The 21,182-nt window shown below is 68.9% G+C and carries 11 protein-coding genes; 4 read left to right on the top strand and 7 right to left on the bottom strand.

Going from position 1 to position 21,182, the window contains the following annotated elements; translation table 11 throughout:
- Window positions 1-4: 4 nt before the first annotated feature.
- The gene (locus ACTVZP_RS05805; RefSeq protein WP_443211435.1) at window positions 5-2,596 is read right to left on the bottom strand and encodes a response regulator; all 2,592 of its coding nucleotides are present in this window, start codon (window positions 2,594-2,596) and stop codon (window positions 5-7) included.
- A 154-nt stretch (window positions 2,597-2,750) separates the two neighbouring features.
- Here ACTVZP_RS05805 and ACTVZP_RS05800 point away from each other — a divergent pair, with 154 nt between their 5' ends.
- Together ACTVZP_RS05800 and pbpC are read left to right on the top strand one after the other, a co-directional pair.
- On the top strand, window positions 2,751-8,177 hold the full coding sequence (locus ACTVZP_RS05800) for an alpha-2-macroglobulin family protein (protein WP_443211161.1): 5,427 nt from the start codon (window positions 2,751-2,753) through the stop codon (window positions 8,175-8,177).
- On the top strand, window positions 8,174-10,198 hold the full coding sequence (pbpC, locus tag ACTVZP_RS05795) for a penicillin-binding protein 1C (protein WP_443211160.1): 2,025 nt from the start codon (window positions 8,174-8,176) through the stop codon (window positions 10,196-10,198). The genes ACTVZP_RS05800 and pbpC overlap by 4 nt, the downstream gene beginning before the upstream one ends.
- Window positions 10,199-10,288: 90 nt before the next feature.
- Here the strand turns inward: pbpC and ACTVZP_RS05790 are convergent, their stop codons facing one another.
- The 4 genes from ACTVZP_RS05790 to ACTVZP_RS05775 form a co-directional block, all read right to left on the bottom strand.
- Complete coding sequence (locus ACTVZP_RS05790) at window positions 10,289-11,458, bottom strand: acetyl-CoA C-acyltransferase family protein (RefSeq protein ID WP_443211159.1); 1,170 nt, start codon at window positions 11,456-11,458, stop codon at window positions 10,289-10,291.
- Window positions 11,459-11,547: 89 nt separating this feature from the next.
- On the bottom strand, window positions 11,548-12,279 hold the full coding sequence (locus ACTVZP_RS05785) for a metallophosphoesterase family protein (RefSeq protein WP_443211158.1): 732 nt from the start codon (window positions 12,277-12,279) through the stop codon (window positions 11,548-11,550).
- A gap of 94 nt (window positions 12,280-12,373) precedes the next feature.
- Window positions 12,374-13,969 carry a phosphoglycerate dehydrogenase gene (gene serA, locus ACTVZP_RS05780; RefSeq protein ID WP_443211157.1) on the bottom strand — a complete coding sequence of 532 codons (1,596 nt, stop codon included), beginning with the start codon at window positions 13,967-13,969 and terminating at the stop codon, window positions 12,374-12,376.
- Between the two features lie 77 nt (window positions 13,970-14,046).
- Window positions 14,047-15,204, bottom strand: coding sequence for a phosphoserine transaminase (locus ACTVZP_RS05775; protein ID WP_443211156.1), 1,158 nt, complete (start codon window positions 15,202-15,204; stop codon window positions 14,047-14,049).
- Window positions 15,205-15,343: 139 nt separating this feature from the next.
- Here ACTVZP_RS05775 and serB point away from each other — a divergent pair, with 139 nt between their 5' ends.
- Window positions 15,344-16,219, top strand: coding sequence for a phosphoserine phosphatase SerB (gene serB / locus ACTVZP_RS05770; RefSeq protein ID WP_443211155.1), 876 nt, complete (start codon window positions 15,344-15,346; stop codon window positions 16,217-16,219).
- A 61-nt stretch (window positions 16,220-16,280) separates the two neighbouring features.
- Here serB and zapE read toward each other — a convergent pair whose 3' ends face one another.
- On the bottom strand, window positions 16,281-17,360 hold the full coding sequence (gene zapE / locus ACTVZP_RS05765; RefSeq protein ID WP_443211154.1) for a cell division protein ZapE: 1,080 nt from the start codon (window positions 17,358-17,360) through the stop codon (window positions 16,281-16,283).
- An 87-nt stretch (window positions 17,361-17,447) separates the two neighbouring features.
- Between zapE and ACTVZP_RS05760 the strand changes: the two genes are divergently transcribed.
- A complete protein-coding gene (locus ACTVZP_RS05760) occupies window positions 17,448-18,737 on the top strand; it encodes a DUF2254 domain-containing protein (protein ID WP_443211153.1) in 1,290 nt (429 codons plus the stop codon).
- Here the strand turns inward: ACTVZP_RS05760 and gyrB are convergent.
- A complete protein-coding gene (gene gyrB, locus ACTVZP_RS05755) occupies window positions 18,694-21,129 on the bottom strand; it encodes a DNA topoisomerase (ATP-hydrolyzing) subunit B (protein WP_443211152.1) in 2,436 nt (811 codons plus the stop codon). The two genes, ACTVZP_RS05760 and gyrB, sit on opposite strands and share 44 nt — an antisense overlap.
- Window positions 21,130-21,182 lie beyond the last annotated feature (53 nt).

The raw sequence follows: 21,182 nt of genomic DNA, 5'->3' as shown, positions 1-21,182 counted from the left end.
AGCCTCATGAAGGCTGTGCCTCGCGCGCCGCCGCATCGCCACGCGCGGGCGCAGCGCCCCCCTCGGTGGCTGCCGGCAGGATGGCACGGGCCTCGGGCGGGCAGAAGGCCGCCAGCGTTTCCAGGATCGCCGCCCGGCGCAGCGGTTTCGTGAGCGTCCGGTCCATGCCTGCCGCAGTGCTCGCCGCGGCATCGCTTTCCAGCGCATGGGCAGTCAGGGCCACGATGGGCACGCGACGCCCCTCCGGCTCGCGCGCCCGGATGGCGCGCGCGGCAGAGCGCCCGTCCATTTCGGGCATTGAGATATCCATGAAGACGAGGTCGGGCCGAACGCGGTCGCAGAGTTCGACCGCCTCGCGCCCATTGCCCGCAAAGCTCAACTCGATGTCGAGATCGCGCACCATCTTGCGGAAGACGAGCTGGTTCGTGCGGTTGTCCTCGGCCGCCAGCACCCGCATCCGACGCAGTTCGGCACCCGGGGCAGGAGGCGGCGCGGGTTCCGGTCCGGCCGCCGTGAGGGTCTGAAGCCGCCGGTAGAGATCCGACCGCAGGAGCGGCTTCTGCAGCACACCCGTCAGAAGTGCCACGGACGGATGATCGCGCAAGCCTGACGGATTCGAGGTCAGCAGCAGGATCGGCATGAACGAGCCACAGGCCCGGACGCGTTCGGCCAGCGCGAGACCGTCGAGATCCGGCATCTCGTGATCGGTGAGCAGGAGATCGTAATCGGGGTCAGAGACGAGTTCGGACAGGGCCTCTGCGCCAGACCGGCAGAGCTTGACCTCGATTCCGCAGGGCACCAACTGCCTCTCGAGGATGGTGCGGTTGATGAACTGGTCGTCCACGACCAGGGCGCGACGCACCTGGAGCGGCTCGGGCGGTGCGGCTACGTCGTCCGCCGCGGGCAACGTCAGCCGGAACCCGAAGCAGGATCCGCGGCCGAGCTCGCTCTCGACCCAGACGGACCCGTCCATGAGCTCGATCAGGCGGCGGGTGATGGCGAGGCCGAGGCCGGTGCCCTCGAACCGCCGCGTGGCTTCGGTGTCGACCTGGTTGAACTCGCCGAAGACCACGTCGAGGTTCGCGGCGGCGATGCCGATGCCGGTGTCCTCGACCGTCACATGAAGGTCGTGGCGCCCTTCGCCCACCTCGAGCCCCACGACGCGGATCAGCACATGGCCCGTCTCGGTGAACTTCACCGCGTTCCCGATGAGGTTCGTGAGCACCTGCCTGAGCCGGCACGGATCGCCGATGAAGCGCGTGGGAAGGAACATGTCGAAGTCGATGAGCAGGTCGATCTTCTTTGCCCGCGCCTTCGGCTGGAGGAGCATGGCGACCTCGTGGATCGTCCGCTCGAGGTCGAAGGGCTCGGGGTAGAGGGTCAGGCGGTTGGCCTCGATCTTCGAGTAGTCGAGGATGTCGTTGATGATGACGAGGAGCGCCTCGCCCGAGGACCGGATCGTCTCGGAGAACAGCCGCTGATCCTCGGTCAGGACGGTTTCGCACAACAGTTCCGCCATGCCGACGATCCCGTTCATGGGCGTGCGGATCTCGTGGCTCATGTTGGCCAGGAAGGCGGACTTGGCGCGGCTCGCGGCCTCGGCGGCTGCACGCGCCGTTTCCAGCGCGGCCTGCTGGACCTTCAGTTCGGTGATGTCGACGCCGAGGCCAACGCGGCCGCCGTCCGGCGTCTCGTGCTCGATCACCCGCAGCCAGCGGCCGTCGTCGAGTTGCTGCTCGGCCGCGCCGCCGAGCTTGCGGAAGGCCGCGAGGCGATCGGCCAGCCAATCCTCTTCGTGCCCGGCGGCCTCGGGGAACTGACCATGGGCAAGACCATGGCGAAGGATGTCCTCGAACCGGGCGCCGGGGCGGATGGCCTCGGCCGCACGGGGGTAGATCTCGCGGTAGCGGTCGTTGCACAGCACGAGCCGCTCGGCCCGGTCGAAGAGCACGAAGCCGTCGGGTATGGCGTCGATCGCCGCCCGGAGGCGCATCTGCTCGGTAATGTCGATCAGCAGGCTCACCATGTCGCCGTCGCGCGCGCGCCGGTTCACGAGCCGCAGCCAGATGCCGTTCGTGCGACGCAGGATCGCAGGCTCTACCGGATCATCGTCCCAGCGGCGGACCATCCGTTCGCACCATTCCTCGGGCACTTCGTCGCCGAGATCGAGAAGACCAAGATCGACCGTGGCCCGCAGGAGATCCATCAGCGTCATCCCCGGTTGCACCTTGAGCCCTGCGAAATGGGCGCAATAGGCTTCGTTCGCCGCCACGAGCTTCTGGTGCGAATCGTAGACCGCGAACCCGTCCTCGATCGTGTCGATCGAATCCCAGAGCCGCCGCTCGGCCATCACGGCAGCGGTATGGGCACGCTCCAGCTCGGCCAGGAAGCGGCTGTTCTGGCCCTTCAGCTTCTCGGCCTCGGACAATGCCGTCTTCACGACCGCGCGTTGCTCGATGATCTGGTCCGAAAGCGCGCGCGCATGGATCGCGAGCTTCTCGTTCGCGGCGAAGAGCTCTCGCTGCTTGTATTCCAGCAGGCGTTCCGCCGCGAGCCGCCCCCGCCGCTCTTTCGCCAGCCTCTGCTCGATGTCCATCCGTCCGTCCCGCCTCGCCATGCCGGCAATCTGCCGCGGCATGATGAATCTCCTCTTAAGGACGAACGACACGCCCGAAGAAATGGCCCCCGAGAATCCTTGCCTCCCCCGGAGGGCGGTGACAGCATCCCCGCAGCTTTCCGGAGGAGCTTCCATGCGCATCCGTCATCTGCTGCCGGTCCTTATGCTTGCCGTCCTGCTGCCGCTCGCAGCGGCGGCTCAGGACTGGCTGCCCGACCGCCGTTTCGTGCTGAGCGCGGACACCGACCTGCCCGGCAGCGACATGGCCACGCTGCTCGACACCACGCTCGAGGCCTGCGAGCGAGCGTGCCTGTCCCGGTCGGGTTGCACGGCCTTCACCTTCAACGGGCGCAACGGGTCGTGTTTCCCGAAATCTGCCTCGGGTGACACGTCGCCGTATCAGGGGGCAACCTCGGGCATCGTGGTACCGTCTGATCCGGCGCGGCAGGAGACGGCGCGCAGCCGGCGCTCGGAGCTGGCCTTCCTCTCGGACTACGACCTGACGCGGGCGAAGGAGCAGGCGGAGGGGCTCGGGAACGAGCATACGGTGAACGGGTTCACCGCCGAGGAGCATCTGCAGAGCGCGGCACGCGCGGAGGCATCGGGAGAGGCCGTGGCTGCGGCCAACTTTACCGGCGCGGCCGTCAGCGCCTCCGACCGGGCCGAGAGCTGGATCGACTACGCCCGCCGTCTGCGGGCTGCGGGTGGACCCGAGACATCGGCAAGCGGCGAGTTGCGCGATCGCGCGTTCCGGGCGGCGATCAACGGCTATCTGCGCGCAACGACGCCGGCTCTCCGCCATACGGCGCTGGTTGAGCTGGGTCTTGCGGCCGAGGCGGTCGACAGGGGCCGCGACATGGTGCAGGCCCTTCGGCTCGCCCAGTCGACCCAGCCGCGCGACGACACTGCCCGGCTTCTCGAGTCCGCCGCGGGAAAATACGGCTTCCGCATCACGGAGGATCAGGTCGAGGCCGACACGACGAGGCCACGGATCTGCGTCACCTTTTCGGAGCAGCTGGCCCAGACCGGCGTCGATTACGCAAGCTACGTCCAGCTGGGTGAACCGGGCCTGACAGTCGAAGCCGAGGACCGCCGGATCTGCGTCGGCGGCGTGTCGCATGGCGCGCGCCATGTGCTGACCTTCCGCGAGGGGCTTCCGGCCGCCGACGGCCAGACGCTCGCCAAGTCGGTGCAGATCGCGGCCTATGTCCGCGACCGCTCGCCCTCGGTGCGGTTCCCGAGTCGGGCCTATGTGCTGCCTCGGGCGGGCGCGCCGGCGATCCCCGTCGAGACGGTGAATGCCCGGACGCTCGACCTCGCGCTCTACCGCGTGTCCGACCGCAACCTGTTGCGGGCGATCCAGCAGGATTACCTCGGCCGGCCGCTCGACCAGTGGCAGGCGGACCAGTTCACCGCCGAGGTGGGCGAGGAGATCTGGACCGGCACCGGCGAGGTGGCGATGGAGGTCAACCGCGACATGACCACCCGCCTGCCGATGGAAGAGCCGCTGAAGGGCCTGCCGGCCGGCATCTATGCACTGAAGGCCGCGATCCCGGGTCAGGATGTCTACGAGCATCCGTCCGCCTGGCAATGGTTCGTGGTCTCGGATCTGGGCGTCACGACGTTGTCGGGGACGGACGGGCTGCATGTCTTCGTGCGCAGCCTCGGCTCGGCCGAGGCCAAGGCCGGCGTCACGGTCGAGCTTCTGTCGCGCGCGAATGCCGTGCTCGGCACGACGACGACGGACGATCAGGGCCATGCGGCCTTCGGCGCGGGCCTGACCCGCGGCACCGGCCCGGCCGAGCCCGCGCTGGTGGTCGTGAAGGAGGGCGAGGCCGACATCGCCTTCCTTTCGCTCACCGATCCCGAGTTCGACCTGTCGGACCGGGGCGTGGAGGGGCACGAGCCCGCCCCGCCGGTCGACGTGTTCCTCGCGACCGAGCGCGGCGCCTACAGGGCGGGCGAGACGATCCACGCCCTCGCGCTCGCGCGGGATGGCGAGGCCGCGGCCATCGAGGGGCTGCCGCTCACCGCGATCCTGAAGCGGCCGGACGGCGTGGAATATTCGCGCGCGCTGGCCTCGGGCAGCGGCGCGGGCGGCCATGTGTTCGACCTGCCGCTCGCGGGATCGGCTCCGCGCGGGGTCTGGCGGCTGGAGGTGCTGGCCGATCTCGAGGCGGCGCCGCTCGCAGCGAAGACCGTGCTGGTCGAGGATTTCCTGCCCGAGCGGATCGACGTGACGGCGAGCCTGCCCGAGGCGCCCATCGCGCTTGGCGACGCGCCGGACCTGACGGTCGAGGCGAATTTTCTTTACGGAGCGCCGGGCGCGGATCTCGCCATCGAGGGCGAAGTGCTGCTGCGCGAGGCGGACGGGCTGCCCGGCTTTCCGGGCTATGTGTTCGGCCGTTCCGATGCGTCCTTCGATCCGCAGGTGGCCTCGTTCGGCGGTGAACGCACGGACGCTGCCGGCCGGGCGCAATTCGCGATCAGCCTGCCCGAGGTCGAGGATCCGGCGCGCCCGCTCGAGATCCTTGTCGCGACCCGCGTCTCGGAAGGATCGGGGCGGCCCGTGGAGCGGACGATCACCCGCCGCCTGCGCCCGGCCGAGCCGATGATCGGCATCCGCCCGCTCTTCGACGGGGTGGCGGCGCAGGACACCGAGGCGCGCTTCTCGCTGGTGGGCGTGGGCCCCGAAGAGAGGCCCGCCCCGATGCAGGTGCGCTGGACGCTGAACCGGGTCGAGACGGACTATCAGTGGTATCAGCAATACGGCAACTGGGCCTGGGAGCCGGTCGAGACGCGCACGCGGGTGGCCGAGGGCGAGGCCGAGCTCGGCACGGCTCCGGCCGAGATCGGGGCTCCGGTGGACTGGGGCCAGTATGAGCTTGTGGTCGAACGCACCGACGGCCGCCCGGCCGCCAGTTCGACGAGCTTCTACGCCGGCTGGTATGCGCCCGCCGATGCGACCGCCACGCCCGATACGCTGGAGTTGTCGCTCGACAAGCCCGCCTACCGGCCCGGCGAGACTGCGCAGCTGCGCATCGTGCCGCGCGCGCCCGGCAAGGCGCTGGTCACCGTGCTCTCGAACCGGCTGATCGCCATGAAGGCGTTCGAGATCGGCGAGGGCGAGACGCTGGTCGAGTTGCCGGTGACGGACGAGTGGGGGACGGGCGTCTATGTGACGGCCACGCTCCTGCGGCCGATGGATGTGGCAGCGGGGCGCAACCCGACGCGCGCGCTTGGTCTGGCGCACGCTGCCATCGACCCGGGCGAGAAGAAGCTTGCGGCCCGCATCGAAACCGCTTCCGAGGCCGCACCCCGCGGCCCGATGGAGGTCGCGGTCAAGGTCGAGGGCATGGCTCCGGGCGAGACGGCCTATGCCACGCTGGCCGCGGTCGATGTGGGGATCCTGAACCTCACCGGCTTCGAGACGCCTGACCCGGAGGACCATTACTTCGGGCAGAGGAAGCTCGGCGTCGGCATCCGCGACCTCTACGGGCGGCTGATCGACGGGATGAACGGCGCGCAGGGCTCGGTGCGCTCGGGCGGCGACGGCGGGCGGGCGCAGACGCAGGCCCCGCCTCCCACGGAAGAGCTGGTGGCCTTCTTCTCGGGCCCGGTCGAGGTGGGGCCCGACGGTCTCGCGCGTGCGACCTTCGATCTGCCCGCCTTCAACGGCACGGTGCGGGTGATGGCGGTCGTCTGGTCGAAGACCGGCGTCGGCCATGCCGAGCAGGACGTGCTGGTGCGCGATCCTGTGGTGGTGACGGCGAGCCTGCCGCGCTTCCTCGCACCGGGCGACGAGAGCCGCCTGCTGCTCGAGATCGCCCATGCGACCGGCCCCGCCGGACGGGTGAGCCTTGATGTCTCCTCGCCGGGCCTCACGGTCGGATCGGTGCCCTCGGGCCTCGATCTGGCCGAAAAGGGCCGCGCGCGGGTTGAGGTGCCGGTCTCGGCCGACCGGACGGGCCTGCAGGAGATCGCGGTCTCGCTCACCACGCCGGACGGCAAGCAGCTGACCAAGCGGCTCGTCGTGCCGGTAGAGGTGAACGACCCCGAGATCGCGCGGCGCGACCGGCTGACGCTGGAGGGCGGCCAGACCTTCACGCTGGACGAGAACCTCTTCGCGGGCTTCGTGCCGGGCACCGGGCGCGCGACCATGGCCATCGGCCCCATCGCGCGGCTCGACACGGCAGGGCTGCTGGCGAGCCTCGATCGCTATCCCTACGGCTGCACCGAGCAGATCACCTCGAAGGCGCTGCCGCTCCTCTATCTGAGCAGCGTGGCCCGGGCGCTCGACCTGCCCGGCACCGAGGATATGTCGGTGCGGATCGGGCAGGCGATCGACGAGGTGCTGACCAACCAGACCGCCGAGGGGGCCTTCGGCCTCTGGCAGGCGCAGTCGGGCGACTTCTGGCTCGATGCCTATGTCACCGACTTCCTGTCGCGGGCGAAGGCGCAGGGGCACCGGGTGCCGGAGCTTGCGCTGCGCCGGGCGCTCGACAACCTCCGCAACCAGGTGAATTACTCGGCCGACTTCGACGAGGGCGGCGAGGCGCTGGCCTATGCGCTGATGGTTCTGGCGCGCGAGGGGGCAGCCGCCATCGGCGACCTGCGCTACTATGCGGACGTGAAGGCGGATGCCTTCGCCACGCCCGCGGCGCAGGCCCAGCTCGGAGCGGCGCTAGCGAGTTATGGCGATCAGGTGCGGGCGGATGCAATGTTCCGCAAGGCGGCCGCGCGGCTGAACGGGTCGCTCGTGGCCCAGTCGCAGCAGGTGTTCCGCGCCGACTACGGCACCGCCTACCGCGATGCGGCGACTGTGCTCACGCTCGCGGCCGAGGCAGGCTCGCAGGCGGTGGACCGCGAGGCGGTGACGACCTCGCTCGCCGCGCGCACCGGCACGCTCTCCACGCAGGAGGCCGTCTGGACGCTTCTTGCCACGAACGCGCTGATCGACCGGCCGGGCGTGGAGGGGATCGCCATCGACGGCACCCCCGCGACCGGGCCCCTCGTCCGGCTGCTGCGCGATGGCGATCCGGCGTTGGCGGTCACCAATTCGGGCGGGCCGCAGGTGCTGACGGTCACCAGCACCGGCGTGCCCTCCGATCCGGAGCCCGCGGGCGGCAACGGCTATGCCATCACGCGCAGCTACTACACGATGGAGGGCGAGGCCGCCGACCCGGCTTCGGTTGCGGCGGGCAGCCGGCTCGTGGCGGTGCTTGAGGTGACGCCCTTCGGCAATGGCGAGGGGCGGCTCATGGTCAACGACCCGCTGCCCGCGGGCTTCGAGATCGACAACCCGAACCTGATGCGGGGTGGGCAGGTAGATGCGCTCGACTGGCTCGCCCCGGTCGAGAACGTGGCCCATGCCGAGTTCCGGCAGGACCGCTTCCTCGCCGCCCTCGACCGCTATGACGGCGAGGCCTTCCGGCTGGCCTATATCGTGCGCGCCGTCTCGCCGGGCACGTTCCACCACCCGGCGGCCTCGGTCGAGGACATGTATCGGCCCGAGTTCCGCGCCTGGACCGAGGCCGGCCGCATCACCGTCACCCCATGATCCGGGCACGGTGGCTGTTCGCGGCGGCGGCGGGGCTGTTCCTGGCCGCCGCTGCCCGCGACGGGGTCGACGGCTTCATCTCTGCGACCGAGATGCCGCCCCTGGCGCTGCAGACCTCGGTCGAGGTCGAGGCGCGCGACGGCACGCTCCTGCGCGCCTATACCGTCGCCGACGGCCGCTGGCGGCTGGAACCGGGGCCGGTCGATCCGCTGTTCCTGAAGATGCTCGTGGCCTACGAGGACGGTCGCTTCTACGACCACGGCGGCGTCGATCCGCTGGCGCTGACGCGGGCGGTGCTGCAGGCGCTGCGCTACGGGCAGGTGGTGTCGGGCGGCTCGACCCTCACCATGCAGGTCGCGCGGCTTCTCGAAGAAAGCGGCACGGGCCGGGTGGCGGGCAAGCTCCGGCAGATGCGCGTGGCGTTGGCGCTCGAGCGGCGGCTCTCGAAGCAGGAGATCCTGTCGCTCTACCTCCGTCTCGCGCCCTATGGCGGCAACCTCGAGGGGATCCGGGCGGCGTCGATCTCCTATCTCGGCAAGGAGCCCGGCCGGCTGACCGCGGCCGAGGCGGCGCTTCTGGTCGCGATCCCGCAATCGCCCGAGGGGCGGCGGCCCGACCGCCACCCCGAGCGGGCCGAGGCCGCGCGGGCCCGCGTCCTCGCCCGCGCCGTCCGGGCGCGGGTGATCGAGGCCGACCGCGCCGAAGCCGCCCTGCGCGAGGCGATACCCCTTGTGAGAAGACCTTTTCCAGCGGTCGCGCCGCATCTCACGGACCGGGTGATCAAGGCCGGTCCGATGCGCCAGACCCATCGGCTCACGCTGGACGCGGCCCTGCAGAAGCGATTGGAGGCGCTGGCCACCGAGACGGTCGAGGCGCGGGGCGAGCGGCTTCAGGTGGCGATGCTGGTGGCCGATCACCGCTCGGGCGAGATTCTGGCCTCGGTCGGATCGGCGGCCTACCGGGCCGACAGGCGGCAGGGCTTTCTCGACATGACCGTGGCGCTGCGCAGCCCGGGCTCGCTTCTCAAGCCGCTGATCTACGGGCTCGCCTTCGACGAGGGCCTTGCCCATCCCGAAACGCTGCTCGACGACCGGCCGATGGATTTCGCGGGCTACCGGCCGCAGAACTTCGACCGGATCTTCCGCGGCGAGATCCGCGCGCGCGAGGCGCTGCAGATGTCGCTGAACCTGCCCTCCGTCGCCCTGACCGATGCGCTGGGGCCGGCGCGGCTTCTCTCCGCGCTGGAGCAGGCGGGGGTGAGGCCGGTGCTGCCGGGGGGGCAGCCGGGCCTTGCCGTGGCGCTGGGGGGCGTTGGGGTCACCCTTGCCGACATGGTCCAGCTCTATGCGGCGCTCGCCCGCGGTGGGGTGGTGCTGCCGCTCCGTGTCGAGGGCGAGGGCGCGCCGGGGCGGCGGCTTCTGTCCGAGGTTTCGGCCTGGCAGGTGGCCGATATCCTCTCGGGCATGGCGCCGCCACCCGGCGCGCCCGCCAACCGGCTGGCCTACAAGACGGGCACCAGCTACGGCCACCGCGACGCTTGGGCAGTGGGCTTCGACGGGCAGCATGTGGTGGGGATCTGGCTCGGGCGAGCGGATGGCACGCCGGTGCCGGGGGTTTTCGGGGTCGATCTCGCCGCCCCGGTCCTCTTCCGCGCCTTCGCCCGGCTGAAGCCCACACTCGAGCCGCTGCCGCCCCCGCCCGGCGCGGCGCTCACGGTCGGCAATGCGGAACTGCCGCAACCGCTTCGCCGCTTCCGCTCGCGGCTCGCGGCCTTCGAGCCGGGTGGTGGTCCGCAGGTGGCCTTCCCGCCGGACGGGGCCGAGGTCGAGCGGCTGCGCGGCGGATTGAAGGTGAAGGTCGAGGGCGGGACCGCCCCCTTCACCTGGCTCGCGAACGGGGCGCCGGTCGCGATCGCGCTCGGAGGGCGCGAGACGCTGCTCGACCTGCCGGCGGGTTTCCTGACGCTCTCGGTGATCGACGCGGACGGCCGCTCGGCCCGGACCCGCGTTCGGCTGCACTAGCCGGCGCCGCGCAGTGGTCCGATGACCGGGAAGCCTGCCTTGCCTTGCGGGCGGGTGGGGCCTCTTGTCATTTCCGCGTCGTGCCGGAGGTCAGACCCGCTCGAGCGCCAGCGCGATCCCCTGCCCTCCACCGATGCACATGGTGACGAGGGCGCGGCGGCCGCCCGTCCGATGCAGTTCATGCAGCGCCTTCACCGTGATGATCGCGCCGGTCGCGCCCACGGGATGGCCGAGGGCGATGGCGCCGCCGTTGGGATTCACCCTCGCCGGGTCGAAGTCGAGGTCGCGCGCCACGGCGAGGGCCTGCGCCGCAAAGGCCTCGTTCGACTCGATCACGTCGAAATCCGACACCGAAAGACCGGTCCGGGCGCAGAGCGCGCGGACGGCGGGAATGGGGCCAAGGCCCATCACCTCGGGATCGACGCCTGCATGGGCGTAGCCGATGAGGCGGCCAATCGGCGCAGCGCCCGGCACGGCCCCGTCGCGCGCCAGCACCAGCGCCCCCGCCCCGTCGTTGATCCCGCTGGCGTTGCCGGCGGTCACGGTCCCCTCCCTGCGGAAGGCGGGGCGAAGGCCCGCGAGCACCTCGGCGGTGGTGGCCTTGGGATGCTCGTCGCGGGCGAAGGAAACCGGACCCTTCCGCGAGGCAATCTCGACCGGCACGATCTGGCCGTCAAACCGGCCCTCGTCCAGCGCCCGGGCGGCGCGGTTCTGGCTTTCCAGCGCGAAGGCATCCTGATCCTCACGGCTGATGCCGTGGCGCTCGGCCACGATCTCGGCGGTGATCCCCATGTGGCCGGTGCCGAAGGGGCAGTTCAGCGCCCCCGTCATCATGTCGAGCGCGCGCGTGTCACCCATCTTCTGGCCCCAGCGGGCCGCCGTCAGCGCATAGGGTGCGCGGCTCATAGACTCCGCCCCTCCCGCCAGCGCCACCTCGGCATCGCCCAGCATCAGCGCCTGCATGGCCGAAACGATGGCCTGCGCGCCCGACCCGCACAGCCGGTTCACGTTCATGGCCGGCACCTCGGCCGGGATGCCCGCCTGAATGGCCGCCACGCGCGAGAGATACATGTCACGCGGCTCGGTGTTGATGACATGGCCGAAGACGACATGGCCAACGCGAGCCGGCTCGATCCCCGCCCGATCCAGCGCGGCGCGGGCAACGGTGGTGGCCAGATCGCCCGGCGGCACGGCGGCGAGCGCGCCGCCGAAAGTGCCGATGGCGGTGCGGACACCGGAGAGGATGAGGATGTCGGACATGGCGCGGCCTTTCTTCCTGTGCAGGCCACAGCATATCGCGTGCGCGGCGCGCCGCTGCCGTGACGTCGCGTTCGGAAGCCCTCAGACCCTCAGGCGATGGGTGCGCGCCCGTCCTGCCCGAGCTGCCAGACCGATTGACCCTCGATCACCACGGCCGACAGCGGCCCGCCGTAGGCCGCGCCGCTGTCGAGGTTCAGCCGGTTTCCGTAGTGGGTCACGGCGTCGATCGCCGTGTGACCATGGACGACGAGGGCCCCGTGATCGCGTGGATCCGACAGGAAGGGCTCGCGGATCCAGAGCAGATCGTCCTCGGCCTGCTCGGCGAAGGGAATGCCGGGGCGGATGCCGGCATGCACGAAGATCGTCCCGTCGCGCTGATACCGGATCGGCAACGCCTCGATGAAGGCCAGATGCTCTTCAGGAACCAGTTCCGCGGCCTCGCGGTGGACGACGCCGACAGGACGGTCCGCCGCATGATGGACGCCGTATGATTCCAGCGTCGGACCACCTCCGAGACGCGGATGCAGCCAGGAGAGATCCCGCCGGAGGCCCGGATCGCAGCGCGCCGGATCGCGCATGAAGCCGGTGAACATCCGGTCGTGGTTGCCCTTCAGCACCACCCAGTTCTCGCCGTGCTCGATCCCCTGACGCAGATACTCGACGACACCGCGGCTGTCGGGTCCGCGGTCCACCAGGTCGCCGATGTGGACGACTGGCGCCTCGTGATCCCCGGTCGCGCGGCGGTCCATGGCGATCCGGTCATGGATTTCCTGCAACAGCGACAGATGTCCGTGGATGTCGCCGATGGCGTAGGTTCGCATCTCGGTCCTTCCAGATGGGCAAAGAGGTCCGGCCGGGCCGGACCTCTGCACCTTATTCTTCCCGACCCGAAACCGGAAGGGCAGCCGGGCGCCGTCAGGCCACGTCGAATTCGAGCGGCTTCACCTGCTGGAACAGGCCCGTCGACTCGAGGGTCTCCACCACCTTGGGGTCGATCGCCTGGTCGAGGTAGAGGATGGCGATCGCATCCTGCCCGACCGAGGTCCGGCCGAGGGTGAAGTTCGCGATGTTCACGCCGTTCTTGCCCATGGTCATGCCGAGAAGGCCGATGATGCCCGGCACGTCCTCGTTGGTGGTGTAGAGCATGTGGCGCCCGACCTCGGCGTCGATGTTGATGCCCTTGATCTGAATGAAGCGGGGCTTGCCGTCCGAGAAGCAAGTGCCCGCAACCGACCGCTCGCGCTTGTCGGTCACGACGGTCAGCTTGATGTAGGCATCGAAGCTGCCCGACTTCGCCTGCGTGGTCGTCGAGATCTGGATCCCGCGCTCTTTCGCGACGACCGGAGCCGAGACAAGGTTCACGTCCGGGTTGGTGGCCTTCATGATGCCCGCGATGGTGGCGCAGTTCAGTGCGGCGAGGTTCATCTCGCCCACGGCGCCGTCGTAGAGCACGTTGATCGCCTTGATCGGCTCGTCCGTCATCTGGCCGACGAAGGCACCGAGATGGCCTGCGAGCTTGACCCAGGGCCCCATGACCGAGGCTTCCTCGGCGGTGACGGAGGGCATGTTCAGCGCGTTCTGCACGGCACCGGTCAGCAGGTAGTCCGACATCTGCTCGGCGACCTGCAGGGCCACGTTCTCCTGCGCTTCCGTGGTCGAGGCGCCGAGGTGCGGCGTCACGACCACGTTCGGCAGACCGAAGAGCGGGCTTTCGGTCGCGGGCTCGACTTCGAACACGTCGAAGGCGGCGCCGGCGACATGGCCCGAGGTCAGCGCCTCGGCCAGCGCCTTCTCGTCCACCAGACCGCCGCGGGCGCAGTTGATGATCCGCACGCCCTTCTTCGTCTTGGCGATGTTCTCGGCCGAGAGGATGTTGCGCGTCTTGTCGGTCAGCGGAACGTGCAGCGTGATGAAATCGGCGCGGGCCAGCAGTTCGTCGAGTTCGACCTTGGTCACGCCGAGCGCCTTGGCGCGTTCGTCCGACAGGAACGGGTCATAGGCCACGACCTTCATCGACAGGCCGAGAGCGCGGTCGCAGACAATGCCGCCGATGTTGCCGGCACCAATCACGCCAAGGGTCTTGTTGAAGAGTTCGACCCCCATGAAACGGGACTTCTCCCACTTGCCGGCATGGGTCGAGGCATTGGCTTCGGGCAGCTGGCGCGCGACGGCGAACATCATCGCGATGGCGTGCTCTGCCGTGGTGATCGAGTTGCCGAAGGGCGTGTTCATCACGATCACGCCCTTGCGCGAGGCGGCCGGGATGTCGACGTTGTCGACGCCGATCCCCGCGCGGCCGATCACCTTCAGGTTGGTAGCCTGCTCGAGCAGCTTCTCGGTCACCTTCGTGGCCGAGCGGATCGCGAGGCCGTCATACTGGCCGATGATCTCGGCCAGCTTTTCCTTGTCCTTGCCGAGCTTCGGCATGTAGTCGACCTCGACGCCACGGTCGCGGAAGATCTGGACGGCGGTTTCGGAGAGTTCGTCGGAAACGAGAACGCGGGGGGCCATGTCGGGCATCCTGTGGAATGGGGAGGAATGCGGCGGGGAAACCCCCGCCCCATGTCATGCGTGAGGGGAAAGCCCGCTCAGGCGGCCTTGGCGAGCGCCGCGATCTCGGCCTCGAAGGCCCATTTCAGCCAGGGCATCAGCGCCGCGACATCCGCCGTCTCGACGGTCGAGCCGCACCAGATCCGAAGGCCCGCCGGCGCGTCGCGATAGGCGCCCACGTCCAGCGCCACGCCTTCCTTCTCGAGCCGCTTGGCCACCGCCTTGGCGAAGGCCGCGCCGTCGGTGATGCGCGGGTCGGTGAACTTCAGGCAGACCGAGGTGGTCGAGGCCGTCGCCGGGTCCACCGCGAGGTTCGCGATCCAGTCGTTCGCCGCCACGAAATCGGCTACCACCTTCGAGTTGGCCTCGGCCCGGGCGACCAGCGCCTTGAGCCCGCCGATCTCTTTCGCCCACTTGAGCGACACGAGGTAATCCTCGACCGCCAGCATGGAGGGCGTGTTGATCGTTTCGCCCTGGAAGATGCCTTCGATCAGCTTGCCGCCCTTGGTCATGCGGAAGATCTTCGGCATCGGCCATGCGGGGGTGTAGCTTTCCAGCCGCTCGACCGCACGGGGGGAAAGGATCAGCATCCCGTGGCCGCCCTCGCCGCCCAGCACCTTCTGCCAGGAGAAGGTGACGACGTCGAGCTTGTCCCACGGCAGTTCCATCGCGAAGGCGGCCGAGGTCGCGTCGCAGATGGTGAGGCCCGCGCGATCCGCCGGGATCGCATCACCGTTCGGCAGGCGGACACCGCTGGTGGTGCCGTTCCAGGTGAAGACCACGTCACGGGCGAAGTCGACCTGCGCGAAGTCCACGATCTCGCCGTAGGGCGCCTTGCGCACCGTAGCGTCGAGCTTGAGCTGTTTCACCACGTCCGTGACCCAGCCTTCGCCGAAGCTTTCCCAGGCCAGCATCTCGACGGGGCGGGCGCCCAGCAGCGACCACATCGCCATCTCGACCGCGCCGGTGTCCGAACCGGGGACGATGCCGATGCGATAATCGGCGGGCACGCCGAGGATTTCGCGGGTGAGGTCGATCGCCTCTTTCAGCTTGGCCTTGCCGACAGCAGCGCGGTGCGAACGGCCCAGCGGGGCGTCCGACAGAAGGTCCAGCGAATAGGCGGGAATCTTGGCACAGGGGCCAGAGGAGAAGCGCGGATTGGCCGGCCGCGCGGCCGGGGTCTGCAGATCAGACATGTTACCCTTCCAGATAGATGCCTCTCGTTGGGGAGAGGTGTCCCGCCGTCGCCATTACGCCTCGGTGGGCTCTGGCGCAAGCGAAAGAATTGTCCTAGAGCGGCGCTCGACCGCGAAAAAGCGACCTTGGGAGAGTGCGATGTTCGTTGCCGTCCTCATGACCGACCCGGCCTCTCCGAGCCTCGAGCGGACCACCGTCGAGGCGCTCCGCAATGCCTGGGGTGGGGGCGACGCGCGCTGGCTGCAACCGGGGGTAGCCGCGGAATTTGCCCTGTCGGCAATGCCTTCCAACCGCTGGCAGGTCTGGGACGATCTGCAGGCGCTGAAGGTGGACCTGGCGGTGGTGCCGGCGGAGGACCGCCGGAAGAAGCTGCTTCTCGCGGACATGGATTCGACGATGATCCGGCAGGAGTGCATCGACGAACTGGCCGACGAGGCGGGCGTCGGCGAATATGTCGCAGGCATCACGAAGCGCGCGATGAACGGCGAGCTGAACTTCGAATCCGCTCTGCGCGAGCGGGTGGGCCTCCTGAAGGGCCTGCCCGCCTCGGTCATCGACCGGGTGTTCGAGACTCGGATCCGGTACATGCCGGGCGGGCGGGCGCTGGTGCAGACGATGAAGGCCAATGGCGCCTGCGCGGCGCTCGTCTCGGGCGGCTTCACCGCCTTCACCGAGAAGGTGGCGGCGGGCCTCGGCTTCGACGAGCATCGCGCGAACATCCTTCATGTCGCCGAGGGCGCACTGACCGGCACGGTGGCCGAGCCGATCCTCGGACGCGAGGCGAAGCTCTCGGCGCTCGAGGAACTCTGCGCGAAGCTGGGCATCGATGTGTCGGAGGCGATGGCCGTCGGCGACGGAGCGAACGATCTCGGGATGCTCAAGCGCGCGGGCGCGGGTGTGGCGCTGCATGCAAAGCCGGTGGTTGCGGCGGAATGCGACATCCGCATCAACCATGGCGACCTGACGTCGCTTCTCTTCGTGCAGGGTTACGCCGAGGACGAGTTCCGCACCTGAGCCAAGCCGCTCTCGCGCCACAACATGAGCGCGATCGCTCTGTTGCGGACTGGCCGGACCCTCAGGCGTTCGCCCAATCGGCCGATTGCATCTCGCGAAGCCGGCTCGCCGTCCGCTCGAACTCGAACGACCCTTCGCCTTCGATATAGAGCCGCTCCGGCTCGTCCGCGGCCGAGGCGATCAGCCGGACCCGTGCCTCGTAGAGCGCGTCGATCAGCGTCACGAACCGCTTGGCCTCGTTGTAGTTTTCTGCCGAGAGCCGGGGGATGTCCTCAAGGATCAGCACCCGGCAGGCCTCGGCAATGGCGAGGAAATCGGCAGGACCCAGCGGCCTCGCGCAGAGATCCCAGAAGGTCGCGCGGCCCACGCCGTTCGCGAAGCACGGAATCTCGACCGTCCGGCCGTTCACGGGCAGGCGCAGCGGATGGCCGCGGTCGCCTCCGGTCAGGTCCGTCCAGATCCGCGCGATCGCCTGCTGTGCCCTGCTGGCAGGATGGAAGAAGACCTGTGCGCCCTGCAGCCGGTGCTGGCGGTAGTCGGTCGGACTCTCCAGTTCGACCACGGCCATCCGCGCGCGCAGGAGATCGATGAACGGCAGGAAGACCTCACGGTTCAGCCCGTTCTCGTAAAGCGCCTCGGGCGGGCGGTTCGAGGTGGTGACGATTACCACGCCCTGCTCGAAGAGCTTCTGGAACAGCCGCCCGACGACCATCGCATCCGTGATGTCGGTGATCTGCATCTCGTCGAAGGCCAGGAGCCGCACCTGCCCCGCCACCTTGTCGGCAACCGGCTGGAGGGCGTCGTCAACACCCTTCTTCCGGGCCTCGTGCATGCCCTGCTGAACCTCCTGCATGAAGGCGTGGAAATGCACGCGGCGCTTAGTCGGGATTGCCACGGCGTCGGTGAAGAGATCCATCAGCATCGACTTGCCGCGCCCGACCCCACCCCAGAGGTAGAGGCCCTTCGGCAGTTCTTCCTTCGCTGCAAAGAGGCCGAAGAGCCCCCGCTTGCGTTCGGGATGGGCCTCGAGCCACTGGCGAATCTCCTCGAGGTCAGGCAGGACGGCATGCTGAGCCGGGTCGGCCCGCAACTCCTCCGCATCGACGCGGGCTTCGTAGATCTCGGTCAGGGTCTGGCGCATGCGCCCTCATAGATCGATGCCGCGCAGCGGAAAAGACGGAACCTCTGGCGGAAGGATCGCGTTCCCGAAAACCCCTCGGAGTTCGTCATGAGTCCCAACCGTCTGCGCCTTCTATGGTCCCGCATCCGGCGGAAACTCTGGTTCACTCCGGCGCTCTATGCGGTGGTGGCGCTGCTGGTCCTGTCCACGGCGCCCGTGGTCGGCCGGATGCTGCCCTCGGGCGTCAACAGCCTGATCGGCCTCGACGGTGTCTATGACCTCATGGACGTGCTGTCGAACTCGCTGCTTGCGGTGTCGATCTTCTCGCTTGGCATCATGACATCGTCGCTGCAGGCGGCGGCGGGCGCGGCCACGCCCCGCGCGCGCCCGTTGCTGACCGAGGACCGGACAGCGCAGAACGCGATCTCGACCTTCCTCGGCGGTTTCATCTACGGCATCGTCGGCCTGGTCGGGCTGTCCACCAACTACTACGGCGACGAAGCCAAGGTCGTGCTGTTCCTCGTGACCTGCGCCGTGATCGTGGCGGTGATCGTCGCGCTCATCCGCTGGATCGCCCGACTGTCGAACCTCGGCGACGTATCCGAGGTGATCGACCTCGTCGAACGCGCCGCCGCAAGTGCCTTTGAGGCCGATGCGGCGCAGCCGTGGCTGGGCGGCGTCCCAATGACAAGCCTTCCGCCCCAGCTGTTTCCGGTACATCCCGATCGCATGGGCTTCGTGCAGGCCGTGAATGCCGCGGGGCTCGCGGGAATGGCTGAGGAGTGGGAGATGGACTTCCATCTCGCCGCGCGACCGGGCGCCTATTCCGATCCCAACCGGCCGCTGCTCCTCTCGTCACGCAGGCTCGATGACGAACAGGTGGCTGCCGTCCGCTCGGCCTTCGTGATCGGCGGGCAACGCACCTTCGAGGCCGACCCCCGTTTTGGAATGATCGTCCTGTCCGAGACAGCCTCGCGTGCACTCTCGCCCGGCGTGAACGATCCGGGGACGGCGATCGACGTGATCGGCACCTCTGCGAGGGTTCTGGTCGACTGGGCGCTGGCGCTGGACCGCGCCGAGCCGAAAGTGCGCCATCGCCGGCTGCATGTCGGGCGCCTGTCGGCGGCGGACGTGATGGAGGATGCATTCCGCTGGATAGCGCGGGATGGGGCGGGACAACTCGAGGTGCAGATCCGACTTCAGCGGGCACTCGCCACGCTGGCCGCGTCGGCGCCCCGGTTGTTCGAGGAACCGGCCCGCGCGCTCTCGCACGAGGCGCTGCTGCGGGCCGAGCAGGCGATGAGCCTCGATCAGGATCTGGAGCGGCTGCGGGCCGAATCGGCCCGGCTCGGCTTCAGGTGTCCAGATTCTCCACGTTCAGCGCATTCTGCTGGATGAACTCACGCCGGGGCTCGACCACGTCTCCCATCAGCTTGGTGAAGATGTCGTCGGCCTCGGCCAGATCCTCGACCTTCACCTGCAGGAGCGTCCGCGCCTCGGGATCGAGCGTCGTCTCCCAGAGCTGCTCGGGGTTCATCTCGCCAAGACCCTTGTAGCGCTGGAGCGACAGCCCCTTCTCGCCCTCGGCCAGCACGGCCTTCAGCAGCGCGACGGGCCCGTGGATCGGCTGCTCGCGATCCTTGCGGACGAGCCGGGCGCCGGGCGCATAGACATCGCGCGTCTGGATCGAGACCTGCGACAGCCGCCGTGCCTCGCCCGAGCGCAGCACGGCGCCGTCGAGCGTGCGCAACTCTTCGACCCCGCGCAGGACGCGCGAGAGACGGATGCCGTGGTCCTGCGTGATCCGGCCCTTCCAGCCGCGCTCGTATTCGGCGGCAGTCAGGTCGAGCCGCTCGGCCACCCGGTCGGCCACGAGTTGCAGGTCGTCGTCGGCCTGGCCCGGATCGAAGGCCCCTGAGAGCGCCGCCTGCTCGAGGATGTTGCGCGGGTAGTGCGTGGGGAAGCCCTCGAGCACCCGGCGGAACTGGCGGGCGCCCTCGATCACGCGCAGGAGATCCTGCCCCGCGATCTCCTCGCCCGTCGAGAGGCGCAGGATGGCGCCCTCGATCCCCTGATGAATCAGGTAGTCCTCGAGCGCCGCCTGATCCTTGAGATAGACCTCGGACTTGCCGCGCGCGACCTTGTAGAGCGGCGGCTGCGCGATGTAGAGGAAGCCGCCTTCGATGATCGCGGGCATCTGCCGGAAGAAGAACGTCAGCAGGAGCGTGCGGATGTGGGCGCCATCCACGTCGGCGTCCGTCATGATGATGATCTTGTGATAGCGCAGCTTGCCGATGTCGAACTCGTCGCGTCCGATGCCCGCCCCGAGGGCGGTGATCAGCGTCCCTACGGTTTCCGAGGACAGCATCCGGTCGAAGCGCGCACGCTCCACGTTCAGGATCTTGCCCCGGAGCGGCAGCACCGCCTGGTTCTTCCGCGCGCGCCCCTGCTTGGCCGAACCGCCGGCCGAGTCACCCTCGACGATGAAGAGTTCCGACAGCGCCGGGTCCTTCTCCTGACAGTCGGCGAGCTTGCCGGGCAGCGAAGCCACGTCCATCGCGGTCTTGCGCCGGGTCATCTCGCGCGCCTTGCGCGCAGCCTCGCGCGCCAGAGCCGCCTCGACGATCTTTCCGACGATGGACCTCGCAATGGCCGGGTTCTCCTCGAACCACTCGGCGAGCTTCTCGTTCACGAGGTTCTCGACGGCCGGCCGAACCTCGGAGGACACAAGCTTGTCCTTGGTCTGGCTTGAGAATTTTGGATCCGGCACCTTGACCGACAGAACGCAGGTCAGTCCTTCGCGCGCGTCGTCGCCGGTAAAGTCCACCTTCTCGCGCCGGGCGATCCCGCTGTCCTGCGCATACTTGGTGATGGTCCGCGTCAGCGCACCCCGGAAACCCGCGAGGTGGGTGCCGCCGTCGCGCTGCGGGATGTTGTTGGTGAAGGGCAGCACCGTCTCGTGGTAGCTGTCGTTCCACCACATCGCGACCTCGACGCCGATCCCGCCGCGCTCGCCCGTGATGAAGATGGGCTCGGGCATCACCGGGCTCTTCGACCGGTCGAGATAGCGGACGAACTCGCGCACGCCGCCCTCGTAAAACAGTTCGCTGTGCAAGGGCTCGGCCGGGCGCTCGTCCTCAATCAGGATGCGGACGCCCGAGTTCAGGAAGGCGAGTTCGCGCAGCCGCGCCTCGAGCGTCTTGAAGCTGTAGTCGAGGTTCGAGAAGGTCCCGTCGGGCCGGTTGGTCTTGGCGGAGGCCATAAATCGTACCTCGGTGCCCTTTTCGCCCGGCGCGTCGCGGACGACGCGCAGATGCTCTACCGTCTCGCCGTTCTCGAACCGGGCGAAATGCTCCTTGCCGTTGCGCCAGATGCGCAATTCGAGCCAGTCGGACAGCGCGTTCACCACCGAGACGCCCACGCCATGAAGGCCGCCCGAGACCTTGTAGCTGTTCTGGTCGAATTTTCCCCCGGCATGGAGCTGGGTCATGATGACTTCGGCCGCCGAGACACCCTCGGAGGCATGCATGTCCACCGGAATCCCGCGCCCGTTGTCCCGCACAGAGACCGAACTGTCGGCATGGATCTTCACCGACACGGCCGTCGCATGACCGGCCAGAGCCTCGTCGATCCCGTTGTCCACCACTTCATAGACCATGTGGTGGAGGCCCGAGCCGTCGTCCGTGTCGCCGATATACATGCCCGGACGCTTCCGGACAGCTTCCAGCCCCTTGAGAACCTTGATGGAATCGGCGCCATACTCTTCCGGCACGCGGGCAGCTTCGGCCATTCGGACAAACCCTTTTCTTTGCGCGCGAGTTATAGCGGTCCCACCCGCGAATG

The sequence above is a fragment of the Rhodobacter sp. NSM genome (genome assembly GCF_052244495.1).
In the GTDB taxonomy this organism is placed as follows: Bacteria; Pseudomonadota; Alphaproteobacteria; order Rhodobacterales; family Rhodobacteraceae; genus Cereibacter_A.
This window is presented reverse-complemented; position numbering and strand designations above follow the sequence as displayed.

What these genes read in the sequence shown, in the direction of transcription:
- ACTVZP_RS05805 (WP_443211435.1), bottom strand. Translation starts at nt 2,596, where the DNA reads ATGGACATCGAGCAGAGGCTGGCGAAAGAGCGGCGGGGGCGGCTCGCG.
- ACTVZP_RS05800 (WP_443211161.1), top strand. Translation starts at nt 2,751, where the DNA reads ATGCGCATCCGTCATCTGCTGCCGGTCCTTATGCTTGCCGTCCTGCTG.
- pbpC (WP_443211160.1), top strand. Translation starts at nt 8,174, where the DNA reads ATGATCCGGGCACGGTGGCTGTTCGCGGCGGCGGCGGGGCTGTTCCTG.
- ACTVZP_RS05790 (WP_443211159.1), bottom strand. Translation starts at nt 11,458, where the DNA reads ATGTCCGACATCCTCATCCTCTCCGGTGTCCGCACCGCCATCGGCACT.
- ACTVZP_RS05785 (WP_443211158.1), bottom strand. Translation starts at nt 12,279, where the DNA reads ATGCGAACCTACGCCATCGGCGACATCCACGGACATCTGTCGCTGTTG.
- serA (WP_443211157.1), bottom strand. Translation starts at nt 13,969, where the DNA reads ATGGCCCCCCGCGTTCTCGTTTCCGACGAACTCTCCGAAACCGCCGTC.
- ACTVZP_RS05775 (WP_443211156.1), bottom strand. Translation starts at nt 15,204, where the DNA reads ATGTCTGATCTGCAGACCCCGGCCGCGCGGCCGGCCAATCCGCGCTTC.
- serB (WP_443211155.1), top strand. Translation starts at nt 15,344, where the DNA reads ATGTTCGTTGCCGTCCTCATGACCGACCCGGCCTCTCCGAGCCTCGAG.
- zapE (WP_443211154.1), bottom strand. Translation starts at nt 17,360, where the DNA reads ATGCGCCAGACCCTGACCGAGATCTACGAAGCCCGCGTCGATGCGGAG.
- ACTVZP_RS05760 (WP_443211153.1), top strand. Translation starts at nt 17,448, where the DNA reads ATGAGTCCCAACCGTCTGCGCCTTCTATGGTCCCGCATCCGGCGGAAA.
- gyrB (WP_443211152.1), bottom strand. Translation starts at nt 21,129, where the DNA reads ATGGCCGAAGCTGCCCGCGTGCCGGAAGAGTATGGCGCCGATTCCATC.